Raw genomic sequence first — 24,916 nt, 5'->3', positions numbered from 1 at the left:
GATCGGCCCGGACTTGCCCGTTTGAAATACCCCAGAAAGCCCTCCATGCCCTTACCGTCCAAGGCGTTCCAACGCTGGCTTCACGGCGTTGCACCCAACGCCAGCACAGCGGACGTCTGCAGGATTTCCGGGATAAAACGGACAACGCTGGCCCAACAGCTGGTCCGCGGCAAGGTGGCAGAGTCAACGCTGGTCAGCATTAGCCGGGGCTATCACATCAGTCCTGTACAAGCCCTGGCCACTTTTGACCTCTATGCAGATCTTCGGGGCGATCCCGTCCCGCCCACGCCTGATGAACTGGTGAGCCAGATTGCGACCATGGATTTGCTGCGCGCGGTAGTGGAACGCAGTGAACCGGGATCCGTCTCTGTCGCAGGACTGTCGCCAACACCGCACCCCACCGCGGTGCGCAACTGGGTGGATGCAATCGACGACGGCGAGTTGCGGCACCGGGTCAGCGAAGCCACCGGCATCGCACCACAGAACTTCTCCGCCCACCTGACCGCCAACAGGCTTCCTCCAGAGCTGGCCATCGCAACGTCGCGGGCTGCCGGCGTCGGGCCAGCGGGCGGGCTGGTTGCTGGTGGGCTGCTCACAGAGGCCGAGGCCGGCTGGTCCCCCAATGGGCGGCAGGAGGCCCTGGACCGGATGACCCTGGGCGAACTGGTGACCCTCGCCGGTGAGAGGCTTCAGGCGCTGGGCAAGACCTTGCGCCGTCAAGAACAAGACCATGAACGAACTGAACGAATTTGGGAGAACCTCGGATGACGGCTGTCCTGCCTTGGGCAACCTTGCTGGTGTGCCTGGCAATCACCATCGCACGGATTCCGAGCCTGCTCAGGGGTGAGAACCGGGTAGTTTTCTACATTTTCGCGCTGATCACCCTGGATATCCTCCTCAGCATCGAAGGCCCGTACCTTGCCATCGATGCCCTGCTCGGCGGAGTTAACGTCACCAACCTGATCCTGCGGTTCCTGCTGTACGGTACGTTCCTGCTGATGGGCATCAAGATTGCCATGGGCTTCGCTTCCACGTCAGCGGAACGAGCCATTCGTGGCCCTTGGGGGCTGGCAGTCCTGGGAATCACGGTGGCATTGACGACGTTTTTCTTTGTCATCACGGACACCCGCGGTTCCACGGCGGGAATGACAGGGCTGACCTGGGGACCATCCATGGAGGCCTATGCGGCCCTGGGCCGCTTCTATCCTGGATACGTATCAGCCTGTTTGCTGCCCGCCATCTGGCGGACCATCGTGGGCCGCTACCCAGCGCTGCTGCGTGCGGCATCGGCCCTGCTGTTTGTTGGCCTGGCGTTGCTGTTGGTGTCTCAACTCTTCCCACTGATCCCGCTAGTGCACCTGTGGCTGCGTTCCCTGATTAACTACTCCGCAGTGCTGGCGACCGCCATTGGGCTGGCCGGGATCTGGTTTTCCAAGGCATTTGCCCGGCGCAAAGCAAGACGCACAGCGTAAGACTTTCACAAAACTATTAGATCGTGGCACAATCATGAATGTGTGAACGCGGTTGCAGCCTGGCACCGGAATCAGAGAACGGGTTTCCGGTGAACGTGGCGCCCACGTGATCACAATTGGGGGGATGAGTGGTGGCGGGCTGTTGGGGACCGCCCCCACTCAGCCTTTTTAACCACACCTTCAGTGGGCGTCCAAGCCTTCCCTTCCGGGAATCCGCGTTTGCCCGTGACTAAGATGGCTCCATGACCAGCCTTCGCTCCCGCCGTTCTCTTTTCGCCGCTACCTTGGCCGCCGCTGCCCTTGCACTCTCTGCCTGCGGTGGCGGTTCCACTCCAGCCCAGTCCGGTGGCGATACATCCTTGTCCGATGTGAAATCCAAGGGCGAACTCGTCATCGCAACGGAAGGAACCTACCGCCCGTTCAGCTTCCACGCCGAGGGCGCTGGTGAATTGACGGGCTTCGACGTTGAGATTGCCAAGGCCGTGGCTGAAAAGCTGGGAGTGAAGGCGAGCTTCCAAGAGACGCAGTTTGATGGCATTTTTGCGGGCCTGGACGCCAAGCGGTTCGATACCATTGCCAACCAGATCTCCATCAATGACGAGCGTAAAGCCAAGTACGAGTTCTCCAAGCCCTACACCGTCTCCACCGGCGTTGTGGTGACCAAGAAGGACAACTCCAGCATCAACAGCTTTGCTGACCTCAAGGGAAAGACCACCGCGCAGTCGCTGACCAGCAACTTCTACAAAATGGCAGTGGAGGCCGGCGCCAACGTTCAAGCAGTTGAAGGCTGGGCCCAGTCTGCCACCCTCGTACAACAGGGGCGCGTGGACGCAACGGTGAACGACAAACTCACCTACCTGGACTACGCCAAAACCACCCCGGATTCCGGTTTGAAGGTGGCCGCCGAAGCGCCGGACAAGACCGAGAGCGCCCTCGTGTTCCGAAAGGGTTCCACAGAGCTGACCAAGGCTGTAGACAAGGCGCTGGATGACCTCCGGGCAGATGGAACCCTGGCAAAGATCTCCGAAAAGTACTTCGGTGCGGATGTCACCAAATAAATGAACTGGGACCTCATCTGGAGTTCCTTCGGGCCGATCATCACCGGTGCCGTAACGGGCACCATCCCCCTTACCCTGGCCTCCTTCGCTCTGGGCCTGGTGCTGGCTTTGGTGGTGGCGCTGTTGCGGCTTAGCTCGAATTGGCTGCTGTCCGGCATAGGTCGCTTCTACGTCTCGGTCATCCGCGGTACTCCCCTGCTGGTGCAGCTGTTCGTGATTTTCTTCGGCCTTCCCAGCATTGGCATCCGGCTGGATCCCTGGCCGAGCGCCATCATCGCCTTCTCCTTGAACGTGGGAGGCTACGCTGCGGAGATCATCCGGGCTGCGATACTTTCGGTCCCCAAGGGCCAGTGGGAAGCCGGCCACACCATCGGGATGTCCCACCCCCAAACGCTGGTGCGCATCATCCTTCCGCAAGCGGCACGCGTGTCCGTTCCGCCGTTGTCCAACACCTTCATCTCCCTGGTCAAGGACACCTCGCTCGCATCACTCATCCTGGTTACTGAACTCTTCCGCAATGCCCAGCAAATCGCTGCGTTCAGCCAGGAGTTCATGGCCCTGTACCTGCAGGCAGCCCTGGTTTACTGGGTCATCTGCCTGGTCCTTTCCACTGCGCAGTCCGCTGTGGAAAGGAGATTGGACCGCTATGTCGCCCACTGATGCATCCCAACAGCGCGAACCACGCGTCACGTCAGTCCTGAAGGCCCGGAACCTCGCGAAAGCCTTCGGCAGCAACGTAGTCCTCCGCGACATCGATATCGACATCCGCCGCGGCCAGGTGGTGGCCCTCATCGGTCCATCTGGTTCGGGCAAGACCACTGTTCTGCGCTCGCTTAACGGCCTTGAAATCCCCGACGCCGGTACTGTCACCTTTGGCGGCACCGGCCGGGGCCCGGGCTCCGGCCCGAGCAGCGAGACCTCCGATGACCTCTCGATCGACTTCGGCACCAAAGTAGGCAAGAGGGAGATCGCTGCGCTGCGGGACCGCAGTGCCATGGTGTTCCAGCACTACAACTTGTTCCCGCACATGACGGTCCTGAAGAACATCATCGAGGGTCCCGTGCAGGTCCAGAAGCGCCCGAAGGCAGAGGCCATCGCCGAAGCCGAACGATTGCTGGAGCGGGTGGGCCTGGCTGACAAGCGGGACGCTTATCCGTTCGAGCTCTCAGGCGGACAACAGCAGCGCGTGGGCATCGTCCGCGCCTTGGCGCTCCAGCCCCAACTGCTGTTGTTCGACGAGCCCACGTCGGCGTTGGATCCTGAGCTCGTCGGAGACGTCCTGGGCGTCATCAAGGAACTCGCCGAGGAAGGCTGGACCATGGTGATCGTGACCCACGAGTTGGCCTTCGCCCAACATGTTGCGGATGAGGTTATCTTCATGGATGGCGGCGTTGTAGTGGAGCGTGGCCCAGCTGCCGAAGTGCTGCGCGCACCCCGGCAGGAACGGACCAAGTTGTTCGTGAAGCGGCTCCAACACGACGTCTAAACCTCTTGGCGCAGGTCTCCTTCGCGCTGTCCAGCATTCGGGCGCGCCCAGCCTTTATCGGGCGAACCGCAACGTGACCAATTGGAACGGGCGCAGGACCAGCTCGGCTGCGTCCTGCCCCTCAGTCACTCCAGGGGCCTCTACCGGCCGTTCCAGCAGGTCCGTGGCCAGGACGCCCTGAGCTTCAAAATTCGCCCTGACTACACCGGCTGAGCGTTGTCCCAAGGATTCGTAAAGACGCACAATGACGTCTCCGGAGCCATCTTCAGCCAGCTTCACTGCCTCCACTACCAAGGCAGGGTTGGACACTGACAGCAGGGGTTCCACTGGCTTGCTACCAGTGACATAGCGGGGCTTCAGGTTGGTGCGGTAGCCCTCCTCCACGGCATCCCCTATTCCCGCTCCAGGCCTGATGGACAGTTCAAGTGTGTGCTCGCCGCGATCTGCTTCAGGGTCCGGGAACCTTGCGGAACGCAACAGCGAAACGCGGACATTGGTGGTCGTCCCTCCGTCTCCGCGCACAGCCCTGGTGACGTCGTGCCCATAGCTGGAGGAGTTGCTGACGGCCACGCCATAACCGGGCTCGGCAACGTGGATCCAGCGATGGGCGCAGATCTCGAACTTCGCAGCATCCCATGATGTGTTCGTGTGGGTCGGCCTGAACACATGGCCGAACTGGGTCTCGGAGGCCGAGCGGTCCGCCCGAACATCCAGCGGGAAGGCCATCTTGAGCATTTTTTCGCGTTCTTGCCAGTCCACTGTGGTGGAGATCCCCAGCGACTCCGCACCGGCGTCGAGCGTTACCCGTTGCGTGATGGTAGAGGCACCAACCGTACGCTTGACCACCACGACGGCGCCTGCCTCCGTGCGCTCAAGATCGATGGTTTCCGCCTGGGTCACTTGGGTGACGTTGCGACGGTAGAACTCCTCGATGTCCCAGGCGTCCCATTCATTTGGAGTATCCCTGAACAGCTCAAGCAGGTTGCCGGGCTGACCGGGGACCATCGCCTCACGGCCGGTGGCGTGGTCCATGAGTGAGGTCAACAAGCCGTCACTGTCCAAGGCAGCGCGGATGATTCCGTTGTCCAGGACGTAGCCGCCATCCTTTTCGCGGGCATCAACAACTGCCTCCGGCTTCACGGCTTCCGCAGCGGCCAGCGCCGGAACGCCACCCCTCTTATGCGGGGCAGCATTGAGCAGGAACTGCCTGTCTCCCTGGCCGACGAGCGCTTGGGCTGCCTGGCCGATGATGGCCTCAAGGTCGCGGGCGATCGCCTCGTAATTCCGCTCGGCGTCCTGGTGGACCCACGCAATGGAACTGCCCGGCAGGATGTCGTGGAACTGCTGCAAGAGCACCAACCGCCAGAGCCTCTTGAGCTCCGTTTCGGGATAGGCGTAGGCGTCGCCCAGGCGCACTGCAGCCGTGGAGCACCACAGTTCTGCCTCGCGCAGCAGGTGCTCGCTGCGCCGGTTGCCTCGCTTCGTCTTCGCCTGGCTGGTGTACGTTCCGCGGTGCATCTCCAGGTACATCTCGCCCACCCACACCGGGAGGTTCCGGTACTCGGCTTCGGCGGCCGTGAAGAAGTCCTTGGCCGTGCCCATCCGGACCTTGGGGGAACCTTCAAGATCCGCCGTGCGGTGTGCAGCCGCCACCATTTCGCGTGTGGGACCACCACCGCCGTCGCCATAACCGAAGGGAACCAAAGACATGGTGCCGCGGCCGTGGTCACGGTAATTGCGTTCCGCGTGCGCAAGTTCGCGCGCATGGAGCTCAGCGTTATACGTGTCTACCGGCGGGAAATGGGTGAACAGCCTGGTGCCATCGATGCCTTCCCACGTAAAGGTGTGGTGAGGCATCCGGTTCACCTTGTTCCAGGAAATCTTCTGCGTAAGGAACCAACGCAAACCCGCTGACTTGACGATTTGTGGCAGCGCTCCGGAGTAACCGAAGGAATCGGGCAGCCAGGCTTCCTGGCACTCCACGTCGAATTCCTTCAAGAAGAAACTCTTGCCTTCCACGAACTGGCGCGCCATGGCCTCGCCACCGGGCATGTTGGTGTCCGATTCAACCCACATGCCACCGACGGGCACGAACTGCCCGGCCCGGACCTTCTCCCGGATACGGACAAAGAGCTCAGGGAAGAATTCCTTGGTCCAGGCCATCTGTTGGGCTGAGGAGCACGAGAAGACGAAGCCGGGGTCCTCGTCCATGAGGGCCACCACGTTGGAGAACGTGCGGGCACACTTGCGGATGGTTTCACGGACGGGCCACAACCAGGCGGAGTCGATGTGCGCATGACCGGTGGCCACGAGTTCGTGGGCCGAAGCATAGGCGGGACGGCTCAGTACTTCCGCCAACGTCTCGCGGCCTGCGGCAGCCGTTCCGGCGACGTCATCCGGATCCATGATGTCCAGCATCCGTTCCAGGGCCCGCAGGATTTCGTGGCGGCGCGGCAGGTCCATGGGGAGCTCGTGCATGAGCCCGCTCAATGTCCAAACGTCCTGGTTGAGTTCCCACACCGTCTCGTTGAGTTCGGCAATGGCAATCCGGCCCAGGCGATACCGGGGTTCGTCGCCGGACGTAGCCTTATCCCCCAAAGGAGTAGGGGCAAATGACCAACCCTGCGCCACATCCGGGTTGGCTGCCGCTTCAACATAGAAATCCACGGACAGTCCGCCGCCGAGCAGCTTCAGCGGAACGTGGTAGTTACGCGGTGAGATCGCCTTGATGATGCTGGCATCGGCCCGCCATGCCGTGCCTTCACATTGGAACCCCGGCACGTCGCTGTTGAAACCCAGGTCCACGATGATTTCCACCGCCGTCCCCTCGGCTGAACCCCAGCCTTCTGGAACTTCGCCCTGGAGCCTTAGCCACTTGGTGCTCCACGGCTTACCCCAAGGTGCGCCCGGCTCCTGGGGCGTGAAGAGCTGGCGAATGGCCTCCGCTGCGGGCACGGGTTCTCCAGGCGCGTCCCAGCTGCTGAGCTGCAGTGGGACGGACCTACCGTAAATGGCCGGAAGAAGGCGTTCCCGAACGAATCGATCGAGACGCTGTTCAGTGATCCGGCGGTCGTCGTGCAATTAAATCCCCTTAGGCATGGGCTGGTGGCAAAGCGTCATGGCCGGCTGGCGAACCGGCATCTGATGGACGGCGTTAGTAGTGGACACGGCGATTCCAATCGATGGATAAAATCTACGTTGTTCCAGCTCAATAGCCAAGTGATTGAGAACTATCCGCAGTGAATGGAGCCCTCAGCCCGCCTCCACCCCTACGATCCTGTCCCTCCCCGCGTAGACATTCAGGCTCGCGCCGCGGCTGAAGCCCACCAACGTGATACCCGTTTCGTCCGCGAGCTCTGCCGCCAGGCTGGACGGAGCGCTGACGGCTGCAAGGATGGGAATGCCCGCCATGGCCGCTTTCTGGACGAGCTCGAAAGAAGCCCGGCCGGATACCTGAAGAACTGTTCCTTTCAGGGGCAGCTTGCCTGCCCGCAAAGCCCAACCCACCACTTTGTCCACGGCGTTGTGGCGACCAACGTCTTCCCGCAGGCACAGCAGCTCGGAAGTACCGTCGTCGTGAATCCTGAAAAGGCCGGCAGCATGGACGCCACCTGTTTTGGCGAAGACAGCCTGCGCCTCACGCAACCGGTCCGGGAGGGCAGCCAGCGCCTTTACGGGGACCGTGACGTCATCATCCTGGGGGCTGTGATGCGAGGACTTCCGGACGGCGTCGATCGAATCAGTGCCGCAAATGCCGCAGGAGCTCGAAGTGTAGACCTTACGGCCGGTGTCCGGACGTTCGACGTCGGGTCGCAGCTGTGCGTCCACGACATTGAAGGTCTGTACGCCGTTCTCGTCCTCCCCTGCGCAGAAACGCTCCGAGACCAGTTGCCCCGGCTCCCAGATGATGCCCTCCGAGACAAGGAACCCGGCCACCAGATCGAAGTCGTCGCCAGGGGTCCGCATGGTCACAGAGAACGACATATCACCAAGACGGATCTCCAAGGGTTCCTCGACAGCGAGGACGTCTTCCTTGTATCGGACAGGGTGTTCCAGGGCCTGGGGCGATCCGTCCAGAACGAACTTATGAAGCTTTCGGCGCTGGGTCACACGTCCCACGTCAGGATCCGTTCTCCTCTGGGTGCTTGACGAACCGTACAGTCATGGCCTTGTAACCGGGTGTGTTGGATTCGCGGGCCACAAGCTCCCGGTGCACCAGGGCGTTGGCCTCCGGGAAGTATGCGGCAGCGCAGCCCTTGGCCGTGGGGTATGCGATCAGCCGGAACTTGTTGGCTCGCCGCTCCGTGCCGGCAAAGGTGGAAATGACGTCCACCAGGTCACGGTCCTTGAATCCCAGGCCAGCGAGGTCTTCCTCGTGGACCAGGATCACCCTACGGGCATCCGAGACCCCACGGTAGCGGTCATCGAGGCCGTAGAACGTGGTGTTGTATTGGTCGTGACTGCGCACCGTCTGAAGGATCAAATGGCCCTCTGGAGCTTCGAGGTACTCAAGCGGACTTACCGAGAACCGTGCTTTGCCGATGTCAGTGGCGAACGTACGGGTATCCCGTGGCGGGTTCGGGAGGACAAAACCGTTCTTCGTCCGGACCCTGGCGTTGAAGTCCTCGAACCCCGGGATAACACGTGAGATGTGGTCCCGGATCACGTCATAGTCCTCTGCCATCGCGCGCCAGTCCACGCCGTGGTCATCCCCGAGTGTCGCTTGCGCCATGCGGGCCACGATGACGGGTTCGCTCAGGAGGTGCTCTGAAGTCGGAGCCAGCCTGCCCTGCGTCTTGTGGATGACCGACATCGAGTCTTCTACGGAGAGGAACTGCTTGCCCTTGGGGTGTTTGTCGTCAGTGTCCGTACGTCCCAGCGTGGGCAGGATCAGTGATGTCTTCCCGTGCACCACGTGGGCCCGGTTCGGTTTGGTTGAGATGTGGACGGTCAGCCCCGCGGTCTTGAGTCCGGCTTCCAAAGCTGCTGTGTCAGAACCGGCTGCAGCAAAGTTGCCGCCCATGGATACGAAGACATCCACGTCCCCCTTTTCCAGGGCGTGCTGGGTTTCCACGGAGTCGTATCCGTGATCGCGCGGCATCCGGAATCCGAACTCCCTGTCCAGCGCGGCAAGGAACGGTTCACGTGGCTTCTCCCAGATGCCCATGGTGCGGTCGCCCTGGACGTTCGAGTGGCCACGTACGGGGCAGGCGCCGGCTCCGCGCTTGCCGAAGTTTCCCTGGAGCAGGAGCAGGTTGATGATCTCCTTCAGGGTGTCCACCGAGTGCGGCTGCTGGGTCAGGCCAAGCGCCCAGCAAATAATGGTTGCCTTGGATTTGGCCATCAGTCCGGCCACAGTGACGATTTCCTCGCGCGACAAGCCCGTTGCGCGCTCCGTTTCCTCCCAGTCCAGCTGGGACCGTGCCTTCGCGTACGCTTCAAAGCCCTCAGTCTGTTTCCCGATGAAGGACTTGTCCACCACAGTCCCCGGATTCCGCTTCTCCTCCTCCAGGAGCAGGTGGCCCAGTGCCTGGAACAGGGCAAGGTCGCCACCGACCTTGATCTTGAGGAACTCGTCAGCGATGGTTGTTCCGCCGCCGATCACGCCGTTGAGTGACTGGGGGTCCTTGAAGTTCAGCAGCCCGGCTTCCGGAAGGGGGTTCACGGCAACGATCTTTCCGCCGTTGTTCTTGCAATCCCGTAACGCGGACAGCATACGGGGGTGGTTGGTCCCGGGATTCTGTCCCACCACGAAGACCAGTTCGGCGTGGTGGATGTCTTCCAGCGAAACGGTTCCCTTCCCGATGCCGATGGTCGGGTTCAGCGCGCTGCCCGAGGATTCGTGGCACATGTTGGAGCAGTCCGGCAGGTTGTTGGTGCCCAGGCTGCGGGCGAACAACTGGTACATGAACGCAGTCTCATTGGCCGTCCGGCCGGAGGTGTAGAAAACACAGCGATCCGGCGTGGTGGCATTGATATGCTGCCCGATCAAGGCGAAGGCATCAGTCCAACTGATCGGGGAATAGTGGGTATCCCCCGGCTTTAGGACTACAGGCTCGGAGATCCGGCCTTGGCTCCCCAACCAGTACTCGGTCTTGTCTTCAAGATCGGCGATGGAATGTTCAGCCCAGAAATCGGCCCCCACCGTCCGGGTGGTGCTTTCCTCGGCGATGGCCTTGGCGCCGTTCTCACAGAATTCCGCGGGACTGCGGCGTCCCGTGATGGATTCTGGCCAGGCGCAGCCCGGGCAATCAAAGCCGTCATGCTGGTTAACCCTGAGCATTGAGCGGACCGTGCGGGCTACTCCTGCCTGGGAGTAGCCCCTTTCCAGGGCGACAGTGACAGCTTTGAGGCCTGCCGCAGCCTTCTTGGGCGGGTGGATTTGCAGGTCATCTTCATTGATGTCCTGTTCGGGAGCATGCCTGTTCATGAGTCCATCATTGCAAGCCGGGGCACCCGGTTACCACCTGCGTCCAGCCCGGGAGCCTCAGGCTTCCAGCGCACTCCAGTCAACGGGACCGGAAGGAGCCTTCTTTTGTTGCCGCGCTGGCGCCTTGCGTTGTTTTCCTTCAGCCGATTTGGGCGAGGGCAAAGGCCTACCCCATGGCAGGGGAAATGCCGGAACCAATTCGCCCATTTGAACGCCGTGCGGCGGCACTACCATGACGCCATCTGCTCCTGCCAGCCCGCGCATCATCCCGGGTCCTGCATGCTGCGCTGGCGAAGCCAATCCGTAGACCAGTTTGAAGGGCATCAGACGCGTGCGACCCGGATCGGCGTCGATCATTGAACCGCTGGGAACCTCGCCGACTTCCTCCAGCTTCCCGTGGCCGAGTGCTGCGAGGAGCGGGCCTCCCACCGTGAACAACGCCATCATGGCGGCCAATGGATTCCCGGGCAGGCCCAGGACGAAGCGCCCGTCCGGAAGCTCCGCCAACACGGCCGGGTGCCCGGGGCGCATGGCAATGCCATCGATCAGCAGCCGGCCGCCCAGTTCAGCCACGGCTCTCCTGAAGTGGTCCGTCCCCGAGCGTCCGGTCCCGCCGGTACTAATAACGACGTCGGCCGGCGGCTCCGCTGCGGCATATGGTTCTGCGGGTTCAGGCTCGGTGTCCTGCAAAGCCGCAAGCCAGTCGTCGTAGTTGTCGCCTACCTTAAGTTGCTCCCCGGCAATGCCACCCAGGAGTTCGACGACGGCGCCAAGCTGAGGTCCGAAGGTGTCACGCACCTTGCCCGGTACGGGAACGCCCTGCGTCACCACTTCCGCGCCGGTCAGGAGGAATCGCACCAAGGGTTTCCCCAGGACCTCGAGCTCATCCAGGCCGGCCAAGGCGGCCAAGGCAATGTGCGCAGGATTCAGCATGGTTCCGGCTTTGAGCAGCACGTCCCCTTCTGCAGCTTCTTCGGCAGCCTTGCGGATGTGCTGGCCGTTGCGTGGCTCCCCCGGCTTCGCGGCCCCGCCGAGCGCAAGTATCGGAAGGCCGTCGTCGTCGGTGGTGATAACGCCGCTTTCGGTGCGCAGAACAGCCTTGCCGCCTGGCGGAATGAGTCCCCCGGTAACGATGGGACTGGCCTGGTGTGGAGCGAGTCTGTGGCCGGGCTCAACAAGAATCCATGGACCCGTTCCGTTGACGGCCCAGCCGTCCATGGCGGAGGACGCATAGTGCGGCATGTCCTGTATGGCGACCGCATCCGAGGCAAGCGTCCTTCCCAAGGCGGCCTTGAGCGGCACGGGGCTTGGCGGGATAGGAGCAGCGACGTCGAAGGCGCGCTGCCGGGCCTCATGCCATGTGTGTGCCGCGTTGTGGCCCTGTCCGGGGGCCTCGGTCATTCCGTCTCAGTCCCGGGCTCCAGGTATTGCTTGGCAACCTGACGGGCCAGGTCAAGGGCAGCGCTCATGGCGGTATCGTCCGCCGCTTGTCCGATCCCCCTGGCCATACCAGCAGCGTAACCAGCGATGAACGTAGTCAGGGGCGCGGCAGGCCGCACCACGGAGTGCGCGGCAACTCCTGCCACTGCGAGGACATCATTGATGTCCACTTCAACGCCCTCAAGCTCAAATGCCTGCAACAGCGTGCGGCACCAGTCCTCGAGCGTCTCTTCCTGGCTCTTCATGTCCGCCTCCTGCTCGTCGTGTATGCCCAGGGCCGCAGCGTCCTCCCACGTGTCCACATCATCGGTGGACCCATCGGGAACGGTAACGGCCAGCAGGTTCAGCCTAGCAAGCAGCCGGAACACAGAAGAGTTCGTTAACCCCGAAGTTGCAGAAGCTGCGGCAACTTCCCTTTCCAACGCCCGGGTGCTGTAGATCCCCAGGAGAGGCTGTTGCCGGCCATCGGCTGAGACGGCCATGGCGCCTTCCACTTCAGGGTGGCCACGCAATCCTTCCCATAGGGGCCCAATGCCCCTGGAGGCGTGCGGCATGTCGCACGCCAGGACGAGCGTCCACGCCGCTGGGCTGACTGACTGCTGAAGAGCGGCCAGCCCAGCAGCAATCGCAGCGGCAGGGCCCGCGAAGGCCGGCTCCTCCCGGGCGATAAGAACTCCATCAGGCAAGACGCCGACGATACCAGGGGTGGCCGGACCAACCACCACCACAGCGGAAGCCCCCCGCGCCGCCTGCAGGGCATGAGAAAGGAGGCTGGCGCCGTCGAACGTTAATCCGGGTTTGGGCACGCCACCGAGGCGGGTGGCCCTGCCACCCGCCAGAATCACAGCGTTGAACTCCATCTGCCCAGATTACCCGGACGGCGGGAGCGCAACAGAAATCGATCAGGCGGCGGATTCCGGCAACAGGAACGGGTCCCAGTCCGGCGCAGGTTTCTCGAGTTCTTTGATCTGCCACATGGTTCCTGTGGGCACGCCAGGTTTGAAACGAAGTTTCCAACCCATCTCGGCGAGCGTGTGGTCACTCTTGGCGTTATTGCATTTCAAACACGCCGCAACCAGGTTTTCCCAGGAATCCGCGCCGCCCCTGGATTTGGGGTGGACGTGGTCTATGGTGTGGGCTGTTTTCCCGCAATAGGCGCAGCGATGGCCGTCGCGGCGGAGGACACCGCGGCGGCTCACGGCAGTGATCCTGTTGTACCGGGGCCGGATGTAGCGATTAAGAAGAATCACGGATGGTCTTCCGAGAATCTCCTGTGGCCCGACGACAGGCTCGTCGCCTTCGGCCACCACGCTAGCTTTTCCAGTCAGCACAAGGACCAGCGCCCGGCGGAAGGTTACTACCGCCAGCGGTTCATATCCAGCATTCAGAACGAGTGTGCGCATGCACGTACCTCTTCACGGCCGCACCCGTCAGGGGCACGAGGGCCGGCTGCCCTCTGCTTGTACGGGCTGTGGATCGACAACACAAGGGTAAGCACTTATATGCCGTATCAACGAATTTTTCCGCCGTTTCGCCTGCGGTGTTGGCGAAAGTTCATGTGCGGGACACTTTTGCTGAGGACGCGGAAGTTCGCTAGAGCCACGCAAACGGGGCCGGCGACACCTATATTTGGGCGTCGCCAGCCCGTCTGAGTGGCAGCGACGTAAATGGGTGTCACCACGAGGTTGAGTCGCCGCGATAGTTAAAGCAGAACACCCCGCCGGCCTGCGCCTGCGGGGTGTTCTGTGGAGTACTTGATCAGCCGTTGACGCGGATGAAAACCGGGCCGGAGCCAACGTTCACGCTGAACAGTGCCGTGGTGGATCCGTTCCATCCACCGTGGACTGCCATGCCGTTGCCGACGTAAACAGCGATGTGCGCCATTCCGCCGAAGCCACCGTTGGCATAGTAAGCGAGGTCGCCGGGCTGGGCTTCAGCTGCACTGACCGTGCGGCCGAGGGAGAGGTAGCCGGCCGGCCAATCGTGGAAGTGAATACCGACTGCGGCCAGCGAGTTGGTCACCAGCATGGTGCAGTCCTGCGTGACACCGAGCTGTGCGTAGGCCGCTGCAGCGATAGCCGCACCGAGGCCGCTGGATGCAGCAGGCGCCTTGGCTGCAGACGCATCCGAGTTGACCGCCAAAGTAGCGGTGCCACCGGCTGCCGGAGCTTCCTTGGCAGCGGCCTTCTCGACGACGGGAGCCGGGGCTTCCACAGTCTTGACCACAGGGCGCTCGTAGGAGATGGCAACGCTGGAATCGGCAGCAATGGTGGCCTGGGCAACCGACTGCACGTCAAGCGCAGACGCAGATGTAGATTCCCGCTGGACGTTGGTGTCGGCAGCATTTGCAGCAACGCCGCTGGTCAGGACAAGGCCCGATGCAGCTGCGATCACTGCTGCCTGACGGCCAACGCCACCGGCGTTGTCGCTGACAGCCTTGGCAATGACGGCAAGTGAGCTGGTCTTGGGGGCCTCAGCTCGATGCCGTGCAACCTTGTGTGCACTGGTCATGATTACTCTCTTTTCGTATCCGCGCACGCTGGGATCGCACGCGGGTAATGGGCTGCCAGCACTTGGGGGGCATGCTGGCTTACCCCGAATGGGATTTTCTAGCGGAGGGTGTAGAACGAGGATGTGCCGGTGGAAGCCACGGAGTGCAGAAGCGTGCCCTGGCTGGGGTTCAAAGCGCTGATCATCATGCCGTTACCGACGTAGATGCCCACGTGGGCTCCACCGTTCTGCACGACGAGGTCGCCGGGGGAAGGGGTGCTGGTGGGCGTCATGATCGTCCAGGCATTGACGCGGGGGATGCTGATGCCGGCCTGGGCGTAAACCCACTGGGTGAATCCGGAGCAGTCCCAGCCGTTGGGGGAAGTGCCGCCCCAAACGTAGGGGTGGCCGATGCCGGTGTAAGCAATTGCTGCAAGTCCTGAGGCCGCGGCGCTTGAAGCGGCATCCTTGGCGCTGGAGGACAGGGAAGCGAGGGTGCCGTTCGCTTGGCCTTCGGTTGCCGTGCGCTGGGAGGCCCGCTGAACCTTGGGAGCTTCCTTGGTAGCCACAACGGGGCTTTCGAAGGAAACCGTTGCGGTGGGCTCCGCGGTAACAACTGCGGTGGCGACCAGCTGCTGGGTGCTGGAGGATTCTGACTTGGAGACGTCGGTGTCAGCGGCCTGGGCCGGGAGTCCAACGCTGAGAACGAGCCCCGAGGCTGCGGCCAGAACGGCAGCTTGGCGGCCTACGGTGCCTGCATTGGTTGAGACAGCCTTGGAAAGGGTGTTCAACGGGTTCGTGCGAACCAATTCGGCGCGATGGCGCGCAGGGGTAGTGCGTGATGACACGAAGGTAGCCTCTCCCAATGCCTGCGAGGTGAGCTGTCGGATTCGGATGGGAGTCATCCGGCCGCGCCGCTTCAAGGAAGCTTTTGCGACTTAACCCCAAGGTCTTCTGACTCGAAGACCAAAATTGGTTCCCCCGCCCCTGCCAGACGATTTTTGCGAACGGACCTTGAGTGGTGGCAGAGCTAGGCAATCCACTCAAGTGCATCGGCCCCCTAAAAAGCCGATGCGCTTTAGACGGTACAACAGATGTTCGTGAATGTCACATTCAGGTCACGGGGCGTGTCATGAATGCGATAGACAACCATCAACTTGCTTACAGCCAGCCCATGGGATCTACGACTTCGCCGTTTACCTGGACCTCGAAGTGGAGATGGCAGCCGGTAGATGCTCCTGTGGTGCCGCTCAGCGCGACGGTATCGCCGCGGCTGACAGTCTGCCCCACCTTGACGTTGAAGGACGACAGGTGGTTGTACGTGGTCTCAAGGCCGTTGCCGTGATCAATCACGACCCGGTTGCCTCCGCCGTACTCATGCCACCCGGCGAACGTGACCTTGCCCGCAGCTGCGGCGTGAACAGCGGTTCCGCACTGGGCTACGAAGTCCTGGCCACGGTGGAAGTCGCCGGTGCCGCCGGTAAGGGGGCTGACACGGTAGCCAAACGGCGATGCCGTGACCAGCTTGTCCAGCGGACTTCCCAAGGTGCCAAGTGAGGAGGCGCGCTGTATGCTTCCCGCTGACTGGGCGCTCAACAACTGCTTGAGCTTGCCGTCCGGGTCAGCGGCGGTAGCGACTGCTGCACGACTGAAATCGATTTTGGCAGAGGCTGCTGCAGAAACTTCGGGCTGACTGCCACCGGGCACGGAGAGGGCCGACTCGGCCTGACCGGACTCGGACGTGGCCATGACGGGGCTTGTGGCAGGCAGGCCTACAGTCAGGGCAAGTCCGGTGGCGGCAAGCGCGACACCGGCCTTCTGCCCGACACCACTGGCTGCGGCGAAGTCGGCTACCTGGCGCAACGGGCTCTTACGGCGGCGCACCTGACGCGGGGTGTCGCGTGGCCGGATCTCCATTGCGGCGCGGGCTGGCCGCAGCTCAGCAGCGGGGCCGGACGCGCGGCGGCGGCCCCTGACGTTCTGCGATGTCAAACTCTGTTCCTCTCTGGAAAGCCTGCGAAGTTAGCTGTCGGATTCGGGTCAGAGAGTTCAAAGACCCGGTCCGCACGAAGCGCAAACGGCACACAGGTGTCCCCGGAAGGACTTGCGTTAGTAGGCACTTCTGCTGCGGACTTCACCCCAAGGCTGCTTCTTTAGGCAGCCGCTTGTGGTTCCCCCGCCTCTGCCAGTAGTTGATGACACACCTGATCTGCTGGCAGAGCTCGGCTCCAGATCAGGTAACGCTTTGGTATCGGCGCTAGTAGATAACTATAGGCGATTAAAGCCCGCAGTAATAAATTCGTTATCTTTCCAAACGACCGTGTTGTGGGTGTCCCCATATCATCAGTCGCGGAAATCCGCAGGTCACGCGCGTGCCAGCCATCCCAAAGTGAGGTTTGACACCCCCGCGGTCCGGGAAAGTCAGAGTCAGTTGACGGCCACGAAGACGTGCGCAGCTACCTCGGGAGGCAGCTCCAGTGCTCCTTCAATGCCAGGAACGCGGACGGAGATGTACTCCCCCACCCGCTCCAAGGAGACACTCGCGCCGGGACGAATTCCGCCTTCATCGAGCTGGGTGAGGAGCTCGGGCTCAACCTGGATGGGTTCAGCAAGCCGGCTGACCACTACACGGGAATCGGCAGCGTACCCGTCCATCGCATGCAGCAGGTTCACGTCCAGGCGGGCAAGGGGCTGGTTGGCGAGACCGCCAAGGGCTTCCAAACCCGGGATGGGGTTGCCATACGGTGACTCGGTGGGGTGTTCCAACAATTCATAGAGCCGCCGCTCCACCCGTTCACTCATGACGTGCTCCCAGCGACATGCTTCGTCATGAACGTACGCCCAGTCCAGACCAATGACGTCCGCCAGGAGCCTCTCGGCAAGGCGGTGCTTCCGCATGACTTCGGTTGCCCGCTTGCGCCCAACTTCGGTCAGCTCCAGATGGCGGTCGTTGGACACAATCACCAGGCCATCGCGCTCCATGCGTCCAATGGTCTGGGAAACCGTGGGACCCGAGTGCCGCAGACGCTCCGCAATGCGTGCTCGAAGAGCCACGATGTTCTCTTCTTCAAGCTCCAAAATGGTCCGAAGATACATCTCAGTGGTATCGATCAGATCCGTCATCCAGCTCAGCTCTCCTCGAACGCATTTCTTGCGTAATCTCCACCGTACCGCGTCCCAGCCAAGGTGGACGGTGTCCAACCGACACCTCAGGAACGTAACCCCAGCCTAGCTTATTTGGAATTACTCTGGATAATTTTTCCCTTGGCCGCAATGCCTGTGGTGCTCCGGCATTCCACGTGGCGGACTATGACAACCGCAGATTCCTGACGGTGGGTCCGGTCAGGCAGAATGAGGGAGTCGAAGGGGCAGCCGATGCCACCTGCCCACCTCCCCCTCTCTAACCGATACCCATTGGAGCCACACGTGAGCGACAACAGCATCACTATTCCCGCCGACCTGCTGCCCAAGGACGGACGCTTCGGCGCGGGACCGTCCAAGGTCCGCCCGGAACAGGTCCAGGCCCTGTCTGCCGCATCGACCACCATTCTTGGCACGTCCCACCGTCAGGCGCCGGTCAAAAACCTGGTGGGTTCGGTCCGCGAAGGGCTCAGCCAGTTCTTCCGTGCACCTGAGGGCTACGAGGTTGTCCTCGGCGTCGGCGGTTCCACTGCTTTCTGGGATGTAGCGGCTTTTGGGCTGGTTGAGAAAAAGGCCCAGCACCTGTCCTTCGGTGAGTTCGGTTCCAAGTTTGCCGCGGCCACCAACAAAGCCCCCTTCCTGGACGCATCCTCCATCATCAAGTCCGAGCCCGGCACGCGGCCGGTCTCCCAGGCGGAGGCTGGCGTTGACGTCTATGCCTGGCCCCAGAACGAGACATCAACTGGTGTTGCAGCCCCCGTCAAGCGCGTCGAGGGCGCCGACTCTGGTTCGCTCGTCCTGGTGGACGCTACCTCGGCCGCCGGCGGGCTGGACGTGGACGTCGCCGAATCGGATGTCTACTACTTCGCCCCGCAGAAGAACTTTGCCTCCGACGGCGGCCTGTGGCTGGGCCTGTTCTCCCCCGCGGCGTTGGAGCGCGCCGCCCGGATCAAGGCCAGCGACCGCTGGATTCCGGACTTCCTGGACCTGCAGACCGCTATCGACAACTCCAAACTGAACCAGACGTACAACACACCTTCGCTGTCCACGCTTGTGACTTTGGACGCGCAGGTACAGTGGCTCAACAGCAATGGTGGACTGGACTTCGCCAGCAAGCGCACAGCAGACTCTGCCAGCCGCATCTACTCCTGGGCCGAGGCTTCCGAGTACGCCACACCGTTCGTCGCGAAGGCTGAGGACCGCTCCAACGTCATCGCCACCATCGACTTCGATGACTCCATCGATGCTGCGGCAATCGCCAAGATCCTGCGTGCCAACGGCGTCGTGGACACCGAGCCGTACCGCAAGCTTGGGCGAAACCAGCTTCGTATTGCCACTTTCGTCGCTATCGAACCGGACGACGTCTCAGCCCTGCTCGCCAGCATCGACTACGTCGTGGGCGAACTCAAGAAATAAAACTGAAGAAGTAACTGCCGCGGAATTCCACGCAAGGGCAGGAAACGGCGCCGTCCCGGTTCCTACCGGACGGCGCCGCTGCCGTTAATCGCCCAGGCGGGCGTCGTCATCGTCATCGTCAGTTTCGGGATCGGATGCTTCGGCGGCGTCGTCTTCATCAGCCTGCACTGATTCCTCGGACACTTCCTCTACCGTCTCCTCCACCAACGGAGTCTCGTCTTCCGGACGGACACGCTTTGCCCACGGGACCCATTCCGGGGCCAGGATGGAATCGTCAGAGGGCAAGAGGCCGAGCTCGCTCACTGTGACGATCTTTGAACGGGAATTGCGCGTGATCACGGCATACCACTGCCACCCGCCGTATCCCGCTAGCTTCGACTCGAACAAGTGCGTGACCACGCGGTCGCCCTCGGACTTTGCGCCTACGTGGGCACCTACCTCGCCGGGGCTCGCGATAGTCTCCACCGCTTCCCGCGCGGCGTCGACGGCGGCGGCCAGGAACGCATCCGGCTTGCCAGTGCGCCACACAGGGATGCCGGCCCGCGGCTTCGCTGCGACCGGCTTCCGCGCAGGGGTGTCGCTGTTTTCAGGGGCTTGCCCGATGACAGGGCTTCCCCCGGTGACAGGGACGTCGGCGGCGGAAGTGACGGCCTCAGGGTTGGCCTGCGCGTCCCTTCCGGCCTGTGTATCCTGTGCGGATTCCGAAGTCATGGCGGTTCCTAGGCTTCCAGCTCGTCGGCAACCTTGCGCAGCGCCATACCGATGGCCTTGGCCTTGTTGCCTTCCGGGTACTTACCGGAAGACAAAGTACCGGACAAGTTATCCAGCACGGTCACGAGGTCCTGCACCAAAGGCGCAAGGTCCTTGGCGTTCATGCGTTTGGCCTTGGCGATGGAGGGCGTCTTGTCCAGGACCCGAAGGCCCAATGCCTGGGCACCGCGACGGCCATCGGCCACGCCAAATTCCACACGCGTACCGGCTTTGAGCTCGGTTACGCCTGCGGGCAGTGATGTCTTGGGCAGGAATACTTCCTGACCGTCCTCAGCCGCGAGGAATCCGAAGCCTTTTTCCTTGTCATACCACTTGACCTTGCCGGTGGGCACGTAATCAACCTTCTTCGTTCTTGCTTTGGAGACACGTCGCACCGCCACCGCATCCGCAGGGATTTGCGGGATCGAGGGAGGACAGCACGGTCCGTGTTGGTCTATTACTTCAAGGTTATCCTGCCGGACCACCTATTCATGCTTTGCCGCCGCTTTGCGGCGCCTTTGCTTCACGCTTTGCGGCGCCTTTTGCCTCGGGCGTTGCTGCCCCTTACCCGCACCCTGCCTGGACACGGCAGGAATGGAGGCCGCCCAGGAGCCCGGGCCTGGTTCGTGTGGCCCTGCTGCTAGCGTTAGGCGCATGACTTCCCCGGGTTACCGCCGCCCCCTCATGATCGTTGCCGCCGTGATCGCCATCCTCTCCTTGGCTGCAGTGGGCGCGGTCATGGCCATCGCCTTCAACGGCGGAGTGGCGCCGGTGTGGATCACGTCCACCGCCCTTTATGGGCTGCCGGTTGCCTTCATGCTTGCCGTAATCCTGGTTTTGGATGCCATCCGTCAACGGCGCCGGCAATAGCGATTCAAGCGCCGTCAATAACGAATCAACCGGGGTGGCTTTGCCTTGGCCACGCACGAGTGGCCCGGTGGCGGTAACGTTGGATTGATGTCCCTAATTCGCGCGCTCAGCAAGGAACTGGAAGCGCGCAGCGACAATTCGCTGCGGGCCTTGTTTGCCGCGCGACCTGACCTGATTTCTCCCATGGCCCCGGACTTCGCTGCCTTGGCGGCCAGGGCAAGTGCGCGAGTAAGCGTGCAACGCGTGTTGGAGCGCCTCACGAAGCCCGAAATGCAGGTTCTGGAAACTCTCCACCTGTGCACGAATGCCGATACTGGCCACAGTGTTTCCGCCACCGGACTCAAGAAGGTCATTGCCGGTTCCACTCTCTCTGCGCTGGAACCCATTCTCGCCAAGCTCCAAGAGTTGGCGCTGATCCACCGGGCCGATCCGCCGGCGGCATCAAATTCACAGCCAAATTCCCGGCAACGGTTCTACCTTCCAGTTGGAAGCCTGAAGGATGTGATCGGCATCTATCCGGCAGGCTTGGGCCGAAGCTACACCGAGTTGGTGAGGTTGCAGCCGGCTTTCGCCCAACGCGTGGTCCAGCTCGTAGCCGAGCTCCATCACTGCGGCCTGGACATCCACCCCGCCAGCACGCCCATGGACGCCGCCTTGTCCCTACAGCGCTGGACGTCGAGTCCAGAGACCGTGCGCGCGATTCTGGCCACGGCGCCCGAGAGGACCCTCGGCTTGCTGGACAAGTTCGGCAGCTGGGCCATGGGCGCGGTCCCCCAAGCTCAACGACGGGCCTCCGTGACCCACGAAAGCGCCGACGTCGGGCCTGTCGACTGGCTGCTGGCCCGCGGCCTGTTGGTTCCCTTGGACGCCGGCCACGTCGAATTGCCGCACAGCGTCGGCATCGCCCTTCGCGGTGGTGCGATCATTGACGACTTCACGCTGAGCCCTCCGGTTCCGGAACTGGGTCACACGAGTGCTGCCCTCCGGCGCAATGCCGCGATGGGCGCCATCGCCGAGACACTACGGCTCACCAGCGAGGTGCTGTTCTCAGTCCGCGAGCAGCCATTGGCAACCCTCCGGAGCGGCGGCGTGGGCGTGCGTGAGCTGCGGCGCCTTGCAGAATCCATCCGGTGCGGCGTCCACGAAACTGCCCTCCTGCTTGAGTTCTGCGCGCTGGCCGGCCTTGTGCGGCTGGACGTTGACAGTTCCACGTGGATCCAGCCGCCATCGTTGGAATGGCTCTCCCTGCCACGACAGGAACAGTGGCTGTGGCTGGTGAACGCCTGGTTAGCCAGCGAGCGGGCACCCTCCATGGTGGGCCAGCCCCTCCCGGGGTCGACCTCCGGGTCGCCATCCCATCCAGGTTCGGCCGGCAGCACCATCAATGCATTGTCCGCGGAGGCACAAAGGCCCGATGCTCCAGTGGTCCGGCGCAGGATTCTGGAGATCCTCAATGAACTGACGGTTGAGGCGGCCGCTCCGGATGGCAAAGCACCTGTCCTGGACGCGCGTGCGGTGCTGCAACGTGCTGAATGGACGCAGCCCCGGATGTCCCGCCGGTTCAGCTCCCTGGTGAGGGGGATCCTGGAAGAAGCCACTTTGCTGGGCTTGATGGGGTCCGGGGCCTTCACACAGTTGGGGTCTGCCATCGCGCTCGGCCATCCGGAGGAGGCGATGACCCTCCTCGGCGAACACCTGCCCGCCGCGGTCAACCACATCCTCCTTCAAGCGGACCTCACAGCCGTGGCACCCGGTTACCTTGCGCCCGAGCTCAGCGAAACGCTGCTGCTCATGGCTGACGCCGAAGGCCAGGGCCCGGCGTCGATCTACCGTTTTTCCACGGCAAGTATCCGCAAGGCCCTCGACGCCGGCCAGGATGCGGAATCGCTGCTGGCGTTCCTCCGCGAGCATTCAGCCACCGACGTGCCGCAACCGCTCGCGTACCTGGTGCAGGACACAGCCTCCCGACACGGACGTTTGCGGATCGGTTCCAGTGCCAGCTTCATCCAAAGCGACGACGAATCGGCCATCACTGACCTGTTGCAGGAGGCCCGCACGTCTGCGCTGAGCCTGGTTCGGATCGCGCCCACCGTGCTGACGTCCTCCGCCAGCCCCAAGGAGACTGCACGTGTGCTTCGCGAGCTGGGACTGTCCCCTGCCGTCCAGGACTCGGAACCCGCCGTCGTGCGCTTTAAGCGGACGGCAGCAGTGCCAGGCAGCGCGCGTCCGGTCTACACGGCACCGCGGACGGCCCCACCGGACGACGACGTCGAAGCTCAACTTTCGGTCCTGCGGCAGCACCGAGCCGTCCCGGCTGATGCGACAGGGGAAGCCTCTACGCAGCTCGGCTTGGAAACGCTTCAGAAAGCCATCCGGCTCAAACAGGCCGTGACCATGAACGTGGTGGACAGCCTGGGGAACGCAAACACCGAAACCGTGGTGCCCGTCTCCGTCTCCGGTGGCCGCGTCAGGGTCTTCGATCCCGGCAAGGAAACCGAACGCGTGCTGTCCATCCACAGGATCATCGATGTAGAACCAGCAGGAGAGCTGCGCAAGTGAGGATTCAAGAGTGACCGACGGTCCACTGATCGTACAAAGCGATAAAACCATTCTGTTGGAAGTTGACCACGAGCTCGCTACAGAAGCCAGGCACGCCATTGCGGCATTTGCTGAACTGGAGCGCGCTCCCGAGCACATGCACAGTTACCGGCTGACGCCTCTTGGGCTCTGGAACGCCCGCGCCGCCGGACTCGACGCCGAGCAGGTGTTGGATACGCTGCTGAAGTACTCCCGCTTCCCGGTCCCGCATGCATTGTTGATCGATATCGAAGAGACCATGTCCCGCTATGGCAGGCTTCGCCTCGAAAAGGATCCACAGCACGGTTTGGTGATGCGTACTGACGACTACCCCGTACTGGAGGAAGTCATCCGCGCCAAGAAGATCGCCCCGCTCCTTGGGCCCAGGATCGATGGCGAGACTGTGGTGGTTCATTCCTCGCAGCGAGGCCAGCTCAAGCAGCTGCTCCTCAAGTTGGGATGGCCGGCCGAAGACCTCGCCGGGTATGTCAACGGGCAGCCGCACCTGATCATGCTCGATGAAACAGGCTGGCAGTTGCGCCCTTACCAAAAATTGGCAACCGAGAACTTCTGGGCCGGCGGCAGCGGCGTCGTCGTTCTTCCTTGTGGCGCGGGAAAGACCCTGGTGGGCGCGGCCGCCATGGCGACGTCCTCCACTACAACGCTGATCCTGGTCACCAACACGGTTTCGGCACGTCAGTGGAAGGACGAACTGCTCAAGCGGACGTCCTTGACCGAAGATGAGATCGGCGAATATTCCGGTGCGGTCAAGGAAGTCAGGCCCGTCACCATCGCCACCTACCAGGTACTCACAACCAAGCGCGGTGGACTTTACCCGCACCTTGAACTCGTGGACGGTCATGACTGGGGCTTGATCATCTACGACGAGGTGCACTTGTTGCCCGCCCCGATCTTCCGGATGACGGCGGACCTGCAGGCCCGGCGACGGCTGGGGCTTACGGCCACATTGGTGCGCGAGGATGGCAGGGAAGGCGAGGTCTTCAGCCTGATCGGGCCCAAGCGCTACGACGCTCCATGGAAGGACATCGAAGCGCAGGGCTACATCGCACCGGCCGATTGCGTTGAAGTCCGTGTCGATTTACCACGCGACGAGCGCGTGGCCTACGCCATGGCCGACGACGCCGACAAATACCGGCTGTGCGCAACCTCCGAGACAAAGACCCAATTGGTTGAGCAGCTCGTGGCGGCGCACAAGGGTGAGCAATTGCTGGTCATCGGCCAGTACATAGACCAACTGGACGAGATCGCAGAGCGGCTGGATGCTCCCTTGATCAAGGGGGAAACCAGTGTCAAAGCCCGGCAGAAACTTTTTGACGCCTTTCGCAAGGGCGAAATCCAGACGCTCGTGGTGTCCAAGGTTGCCAACTTCTCCATCGACCTCCCGGAAGCTTCAGTAGCCATCCAGGTTTCGGGTTCCTTCGGGTCCCGCCAGGAGGAGGCCCAACGCCTGGGACGCCTGCTGAGGCCCAAGCAAGACGGCCGTTCCGCGCGGTTCTACTCCCTCGTTGCCCGCGACACCCTGGATCAGGACTTTGCGGCCAAGCGCCAGCGTTTCCTGGCTGAACAGGGATATGCGTACCGGATCATGGACGCCAAGGATGTGGGCAAGGACGCTGCCACAGACGAATAGCCGTTAGGCCATTGCTATTTATCTCCAGCAATTTTAGGATTCCAAGTGAAGCTCTCCGCCCTGAAGGGCTGCCCTTGGTCCAGGCAGCCTGGCGGCCAGTCGTCGGCAGTGGGGGTAGCCCGCAGCCAGGGTGCC

Annotated in this window: 21 protein-coding genes and 2 riboswitches; of the genes, 9 read left to right on the top strand and 12 right to left on the bottom strand. The window is 62.4% G+C overall.

What is annotated here, in order from left to right; genetic code table 11:
• Nucleotides 1-45: 45 nt before the first annotated feature.
• From KSW38_RS16725 to KSW38_RS16705, 5 genes are all read left to right on the top strand, one after another.
• Nucleotides 46-768, top strand: coding sequence for a hypothetical protein (locus KSW38_RS16725; RefSeq protein WP_216926057.1), 723 nt, complete (start codon nucleotides 46-48; stop codon nucleotides 766-768).
• The gene (locus tag KSW38_RS16720) at nucleotides 765-1,472 is read left to right on the top strand and encodes a hypothetical protein (protein WP_216926056.1); all 708 of its coding nucleotides are present in this window, start codon (nucleotides 765-767) and stop codon (nucleotides 1,470-1,472) included. Before KSW38_RS16725 ends, KSW38_RS16720 begins: the two co-directional genes overlap by 4 nt.
• 242 nt (nucleotides 1,473-1,714) lie before the next feature.
• On the top strand, nucleotides 1,715-2,530 hold the full coding sequence (locus KSW38_RS16715) for an amino acid ABC transporter substrate-binding protein (protein ID WP_216926055.1): 816 nt from the start codon (nucleotides 1,715-1,717) through the stop codon (nucleotides 2,528-2,530).
• Nucleotides 2,531-3,190: an amino acid ABC transporter permease gene (locus KSW38_RS16710; protein WP_216926054.1), complete on the top strand. Its 660-nt coding sequence runs from the start codon at nucleotides 2,531-2,533 to the stop codon at nucleotides 3,188-3,190. It abuts the gene before it with no gap.
• Nucleotides 3,177-4,016 (top strand): amino acid ABC transporter ATP-binding protein, encoded by an 840-nt coding sequence (locus tag KSW38_RS16705; RefSeq protein ID WP_216926053.1) that lies wholly within the window; start codon nucleotides 3,177-3,179, stop codon nucleotides 4,014-4,016. The genes KSW38_RS16710 and KSW38_RS16705 overlap by 14 nt, the downstream gene beginning before the upstream one ends.
• A gap of 54 nt (nucleotides 4,017-4,070) precedes the next feature.
• Here the strand turns inward: KSW38_RS16705 and KSW38_RS16700 are convergent, their stop codons facing one another.
• The 10 genes from KSW38_RS16700 to KSW38_RS16655 form a co-directional block, all read right to left on the bottom strand.
• Entirely contained in the window at nucleotides 4,071-7,097 is a 3,027-nt protein-coding gene (locus KSW38_RS16700; RefSeq protein ID WP_216926052.1) for an alpha-mannosidase, read from the bottom strand.
• A 171-nt stretch (nucleotides 7,098-7,268) separates the two neighbouring features.
• Nucleotides 7,269-8,135: a formate dehydrogenase accessory sulfurtransferase FdhD gene (gene fdhD, locus KSW38_RS16695; RefSeq protein ID WP_216926051.1), complete on the bottom strand. Its 867-nt coding sequence runs from the start codon at nucleotides 8,133-8,135 to the stop codon at nucleotides 7,269-7,271.
• Between the two features lies 1 nt (nucleotide 8,136).
• On the bottom strand, nucleotides 8,137-10,446 hold the full coding sequence (locus KSW38_RS16690) for an FdhF/YdeP family oxidoreductase (RefSeq protein ID WP_216926050.1): 2,310 nt from the start codon (nucleotides 10,444-10,446) through the stop codon (nucleotides 8,137-8,139).
• A gap of 57 nt (nucleotides 10,447-10,503) precedes the next feature.
• Nucleotides 10,504-11,847 carry a molybdopterin molybdotransferase MoeA gene (locus tag KSW38_RS16685; protein ID WP_216926049.1) on the bottom strand — a complete coding sequence of 448 codons (1,344 nt, stop codon included), beginning with the start codon at nucleotides 11,845-11,847 and terminating at the stop codon, nucleotides 10,504-10,506.
• Nucleotides 11,844-12,746, bottom strand: a complete 903-nt coding sequence (locus tag KSW38_RS16680) for an NTP transferase domain-containing protein (protein ID WP_216926048.1) — start codon at nucleotides 12,744-12,746, stop codon at nucleotides 11,844-11,846. The genes KSW38_RS16685 and KSW38_RS16680 overlap by 4 nt, the downstream gene beginning before the upstream one ends.
• Nucleotides 12,747-12,788: 42 nt before the next feature.
• On the bottom strand, nucleotides 12,789-13,289 hold the full coding sequence (locus tag KSW38_RS16675; RefSeq protein ID WP_216926047.1) for an HNH endonuclease: 501 nt from the start codon (nucleotides 13,287-13,289) through the stop codon (nucleotides 12,789-12,791).
• Between the two features lie 355 nt (nucleotides 13,290-13,644).
• Nucleotides 13,645-14,397 carry an NlpC/P60 family protein gene (locus KSW38_RS16670; RefSeq protein ID WP_216926046.1) on the bottom strand — a complete coding sequence of 251 codons (753 nt, stop codon included), beginning with the start codon at nucleotides 14,395-14,397 and terminating at the stop codon, nucleotides 13,645-13,647.
• A gap of 98 nt (nucleotides 14,398-14,495) precedes the next feature.
• Nucleotides 14,496-15,167 (bottom strand): C40 family peptidase, encoded by a 672-nt coding sequence (locus tag KSW38_RS16665; RefSeq protein ID WP_254186631.1) that lies wholly within the window; start codon nucleotides 15,165-15,167, stop codon nucleotides 14,496-14,498.
• A gap of 61 nt (nucleotides 15,168-15,228) precedes the next feature.
• A riboswitch (cyclic di-AMP (ydaO/yuaA leader) is annotated at nucleotides 15,229-15,392 on the bottom strand.
• 145 nt (nucleotides 15,393-15,537) lie between these two features.
• Nucleotides 15,538-16,368 (bottom strand): M23 family metallopeptidase, encoded by an 831-nt coding sequence (locus KSW38_RS16660; RefSeq protein ID WP_216926044.1) that lies wholly within the window; start codon nucleotides 16,366-16,368, stop codon nucleotides 15,538-15,540.
• Nucleotides 16,369-16,374: 6 nt separating this feature from the next.
• A riboswitch (cyclic di-AMP (ydaO/yuaA leader) is annotated at nucleotides 16,375-16,604 on the bottom strand.
• A gap of 199 nt (nucleotides 16,605-16,803) precedes the next feature.
• Nucleotides 16,804-17,499, bottom strand: a complete 696-nt coding sequence (locus tag KSW38_RS16655) for an iron-dependent transcriptional repressor DtxR (protein WP_216926043.1) — start codon at nucleotides 17,497-17,499, stop codon at nucleotides 16,804-16,806.
• A 303-nt stretch (nucleotides 17,500-17,802) separates the two neighbouring features.
• On the opposite strand from KSW38_RS16655, the gene serC reads away from it, so the two are divergent.
• A complete protein-coding gene (gene serC, locus KSW38_RS16650; RefSeq protein WP_216926042.1) occupies nucleotides 17,803-18,933 on the top strand; it encodes a phosphoserine transaminase in 1,131 nt (376 codons plus the stop codon).
• An 84-nt stretch (nucleotides 18,934-19,017) separates the two neighbouring features.
• On the opposite strand, the gene KSW38_RS16645 is transcribed toward serC, so the two are convergent.
• Both KSW38_RS16645 and KSW38_RS16640 read right to left on the bottom strand, forming a co-directional pair.
• Nucleotides 19,018-19,644: a DUF3027 domain-containing protein gene (locus tag KSW38_RS16645; protein WP_216926041.1), complete on the bottom strand. Its 627-nt coding sequence runs from the start codon at nucleotides 19,642-19,644 to the stop codon at nucleotides 19,018-19,020.
• Between the two features lie 8 nt (nucleotides 19,645-19,652).
• A complete protein-coding gene (locus KSW38_RS16640; RefSeq protein ID WP_216926040.1) occupies nucleotides 19,653-20,036 on the bottom strand; it encodes a cold-shock protein in 384 nt (127 codons plus the stop codon).
• Between the two features lie 301 nt (nucleotides 20,037-20,337).
• Here KSW38_RS16640 and KSW38_RS16635 point away from each other — a divergent pair, with 301 nt between their 5' ends.
• From KSW38_RS16635 to KSW38_RS16625, 3 genes are all read left to right on the top strand, one after another.
• Complete coding sequence (locus KSW38_RS16635) at nucleotides 20,338-20,553, top strand: hypothetical protein (protein ID WP_216926039.1); 216 nt, start codon at nucleotides 20,338-20,340, stop codon at nucleotides 20,551-20,553.
• An 87-nt stretch (nucleotides 20,554-20,640) separates the two neighbouring features.
• Nucleotides 20,641-23,112 (top strand): helicase-associated domain-containing protein, encoded by a 2,472-nt coding sequence (locus KSW38_RS16630; protein WP_216926038.1) that lies wholly within the window; start codon nucleotides 20,641-20,643, stop codon nucleotides 23,110-23,112.
• Between the two features lie 10 nt (nucleotides 23,113-23,122).
• Nucleotides 23,123-24,781 carry a DNA repair helicase XPB gene (locus KSW38_RS16625; protein WP_216926037.1) on the top strand — a complete coding sequence of 553 codons (1,659 nt, stop codon included), beginning with the start codon at nucleotides 23,123-23,125 and terminating at the stop codon, nucleotides 24,779-24,781.
• Nucleotides 24,782-24,916 lie beyond the last annotated feature (135 nt).

The organism is Paenarthrobacter aromaticivorans, assembly GCF_019038615.1.
In the GTDB taxonomy this organism is placed as follows: domain Bacteria; phylum Actinomycetota; class Actinomycetes; order Actinomycetales; family Micrococcaceae; genus Arthrobacter; species Arthrobacter aromaticivorans.
This window is presented reverse-complemented; position numbering and strand designations above follow the sequence as displayed.

Coding starts and splice junctions, on each gene's coding strand:
- KSW38_RS16715 (WP_216926055.1), top strand. CDS start 1,715: ATGACCAGCCTTCGCTCCCGCCGTTCTCTTTTCGCCGCTACCTTGGCC.
- KSW38_RS16690 (WP_216926050.1), bottom strand. CDS start 10,446: ATGAACAGGCATGCTCCCGAACAGGACATCAATGAAGATGACCTGCAA.
- KSW38_RS16680 (WP_216926048.1), bottom strand. CDS start 12,746: ATGGAGTTCAACGCTGTGATTCTGGCGGGTGGCAGGGCCACCCGCCTC.
- KSW38_RS16655 (WP_216926043.1), bottom strand. CDS start 17,499: ATGACGGATCTGATCGATACCACTGAGATGTATCTTCGGACCATTTTG.
- KSW38_RS16670 (WP_216926046.1), bottom strand. CDS start 14,397: ATGACCAGTGCACACAAGGTTGCACGGCATCGAGCTGAGGCCCCCAAG.
- KSW38_RS16720 (WP_216926056.1), top strand. CDS start 765: ATGACGGCTGTCCTGCCTTGGGCAACCTTGCTGGTGTGCCTGGCAATC.
- KSW38_RS16705 (WP_216926053.1), top strand. CDS start 3,177: ATGTCGCCCACTGATGCATCCCAACAGCGCGAACCACGCGTCACGTCA.
- KSW38_RS16685 (WP_216926049.1), bottom strand. CDS start 11,847: ATGACCGAGGCCCCCGGACAGGGCCACAACGCGGCACACACATGGCAT.
- KSW38_RS16645 (WP_216926041.1), bottom strand. CDS start 19,644: ATGACTTCGGAATCCGCACAGGATACACAGGCCGGAAGGGACGCGCAG.
- KSW38_RS16630 (WP_216926038.1), top strand. CDS start 20,641: ATGTCCCTAATTCGCGCGCTCAGCAAGGAACTGGAAGCGCGCAGCGAC.
- KSW38_RS16675 (WP_216926047.1), bottom strand. CDS start 13,289: ATGCGCACACTCGTTCTGAATGCTGGATATGAACCGCTGGCGGTAGTA.
- KSW38_RS16635 (WP_216926039.1), top strand. CDS start 20,338: ATGACTTCCCCGGGTTACCGCCGCCCCCTCATGATCGTTGCCGCCGTG.
- KSW38_RS16710 (WP_216926054.1), top strand. CDS start 2,531: ATGAACTGGGACCTCATCTGGAGTTCCTTCGGGCCGATCATCACCGGT.
- KSW38_RS16725 (WP_216926057.1), top strand. CDS start 46: ATGCCCTTACCGTCCAAGGCGTTCCAACGCTGGCTTCACGGCGTTGCA.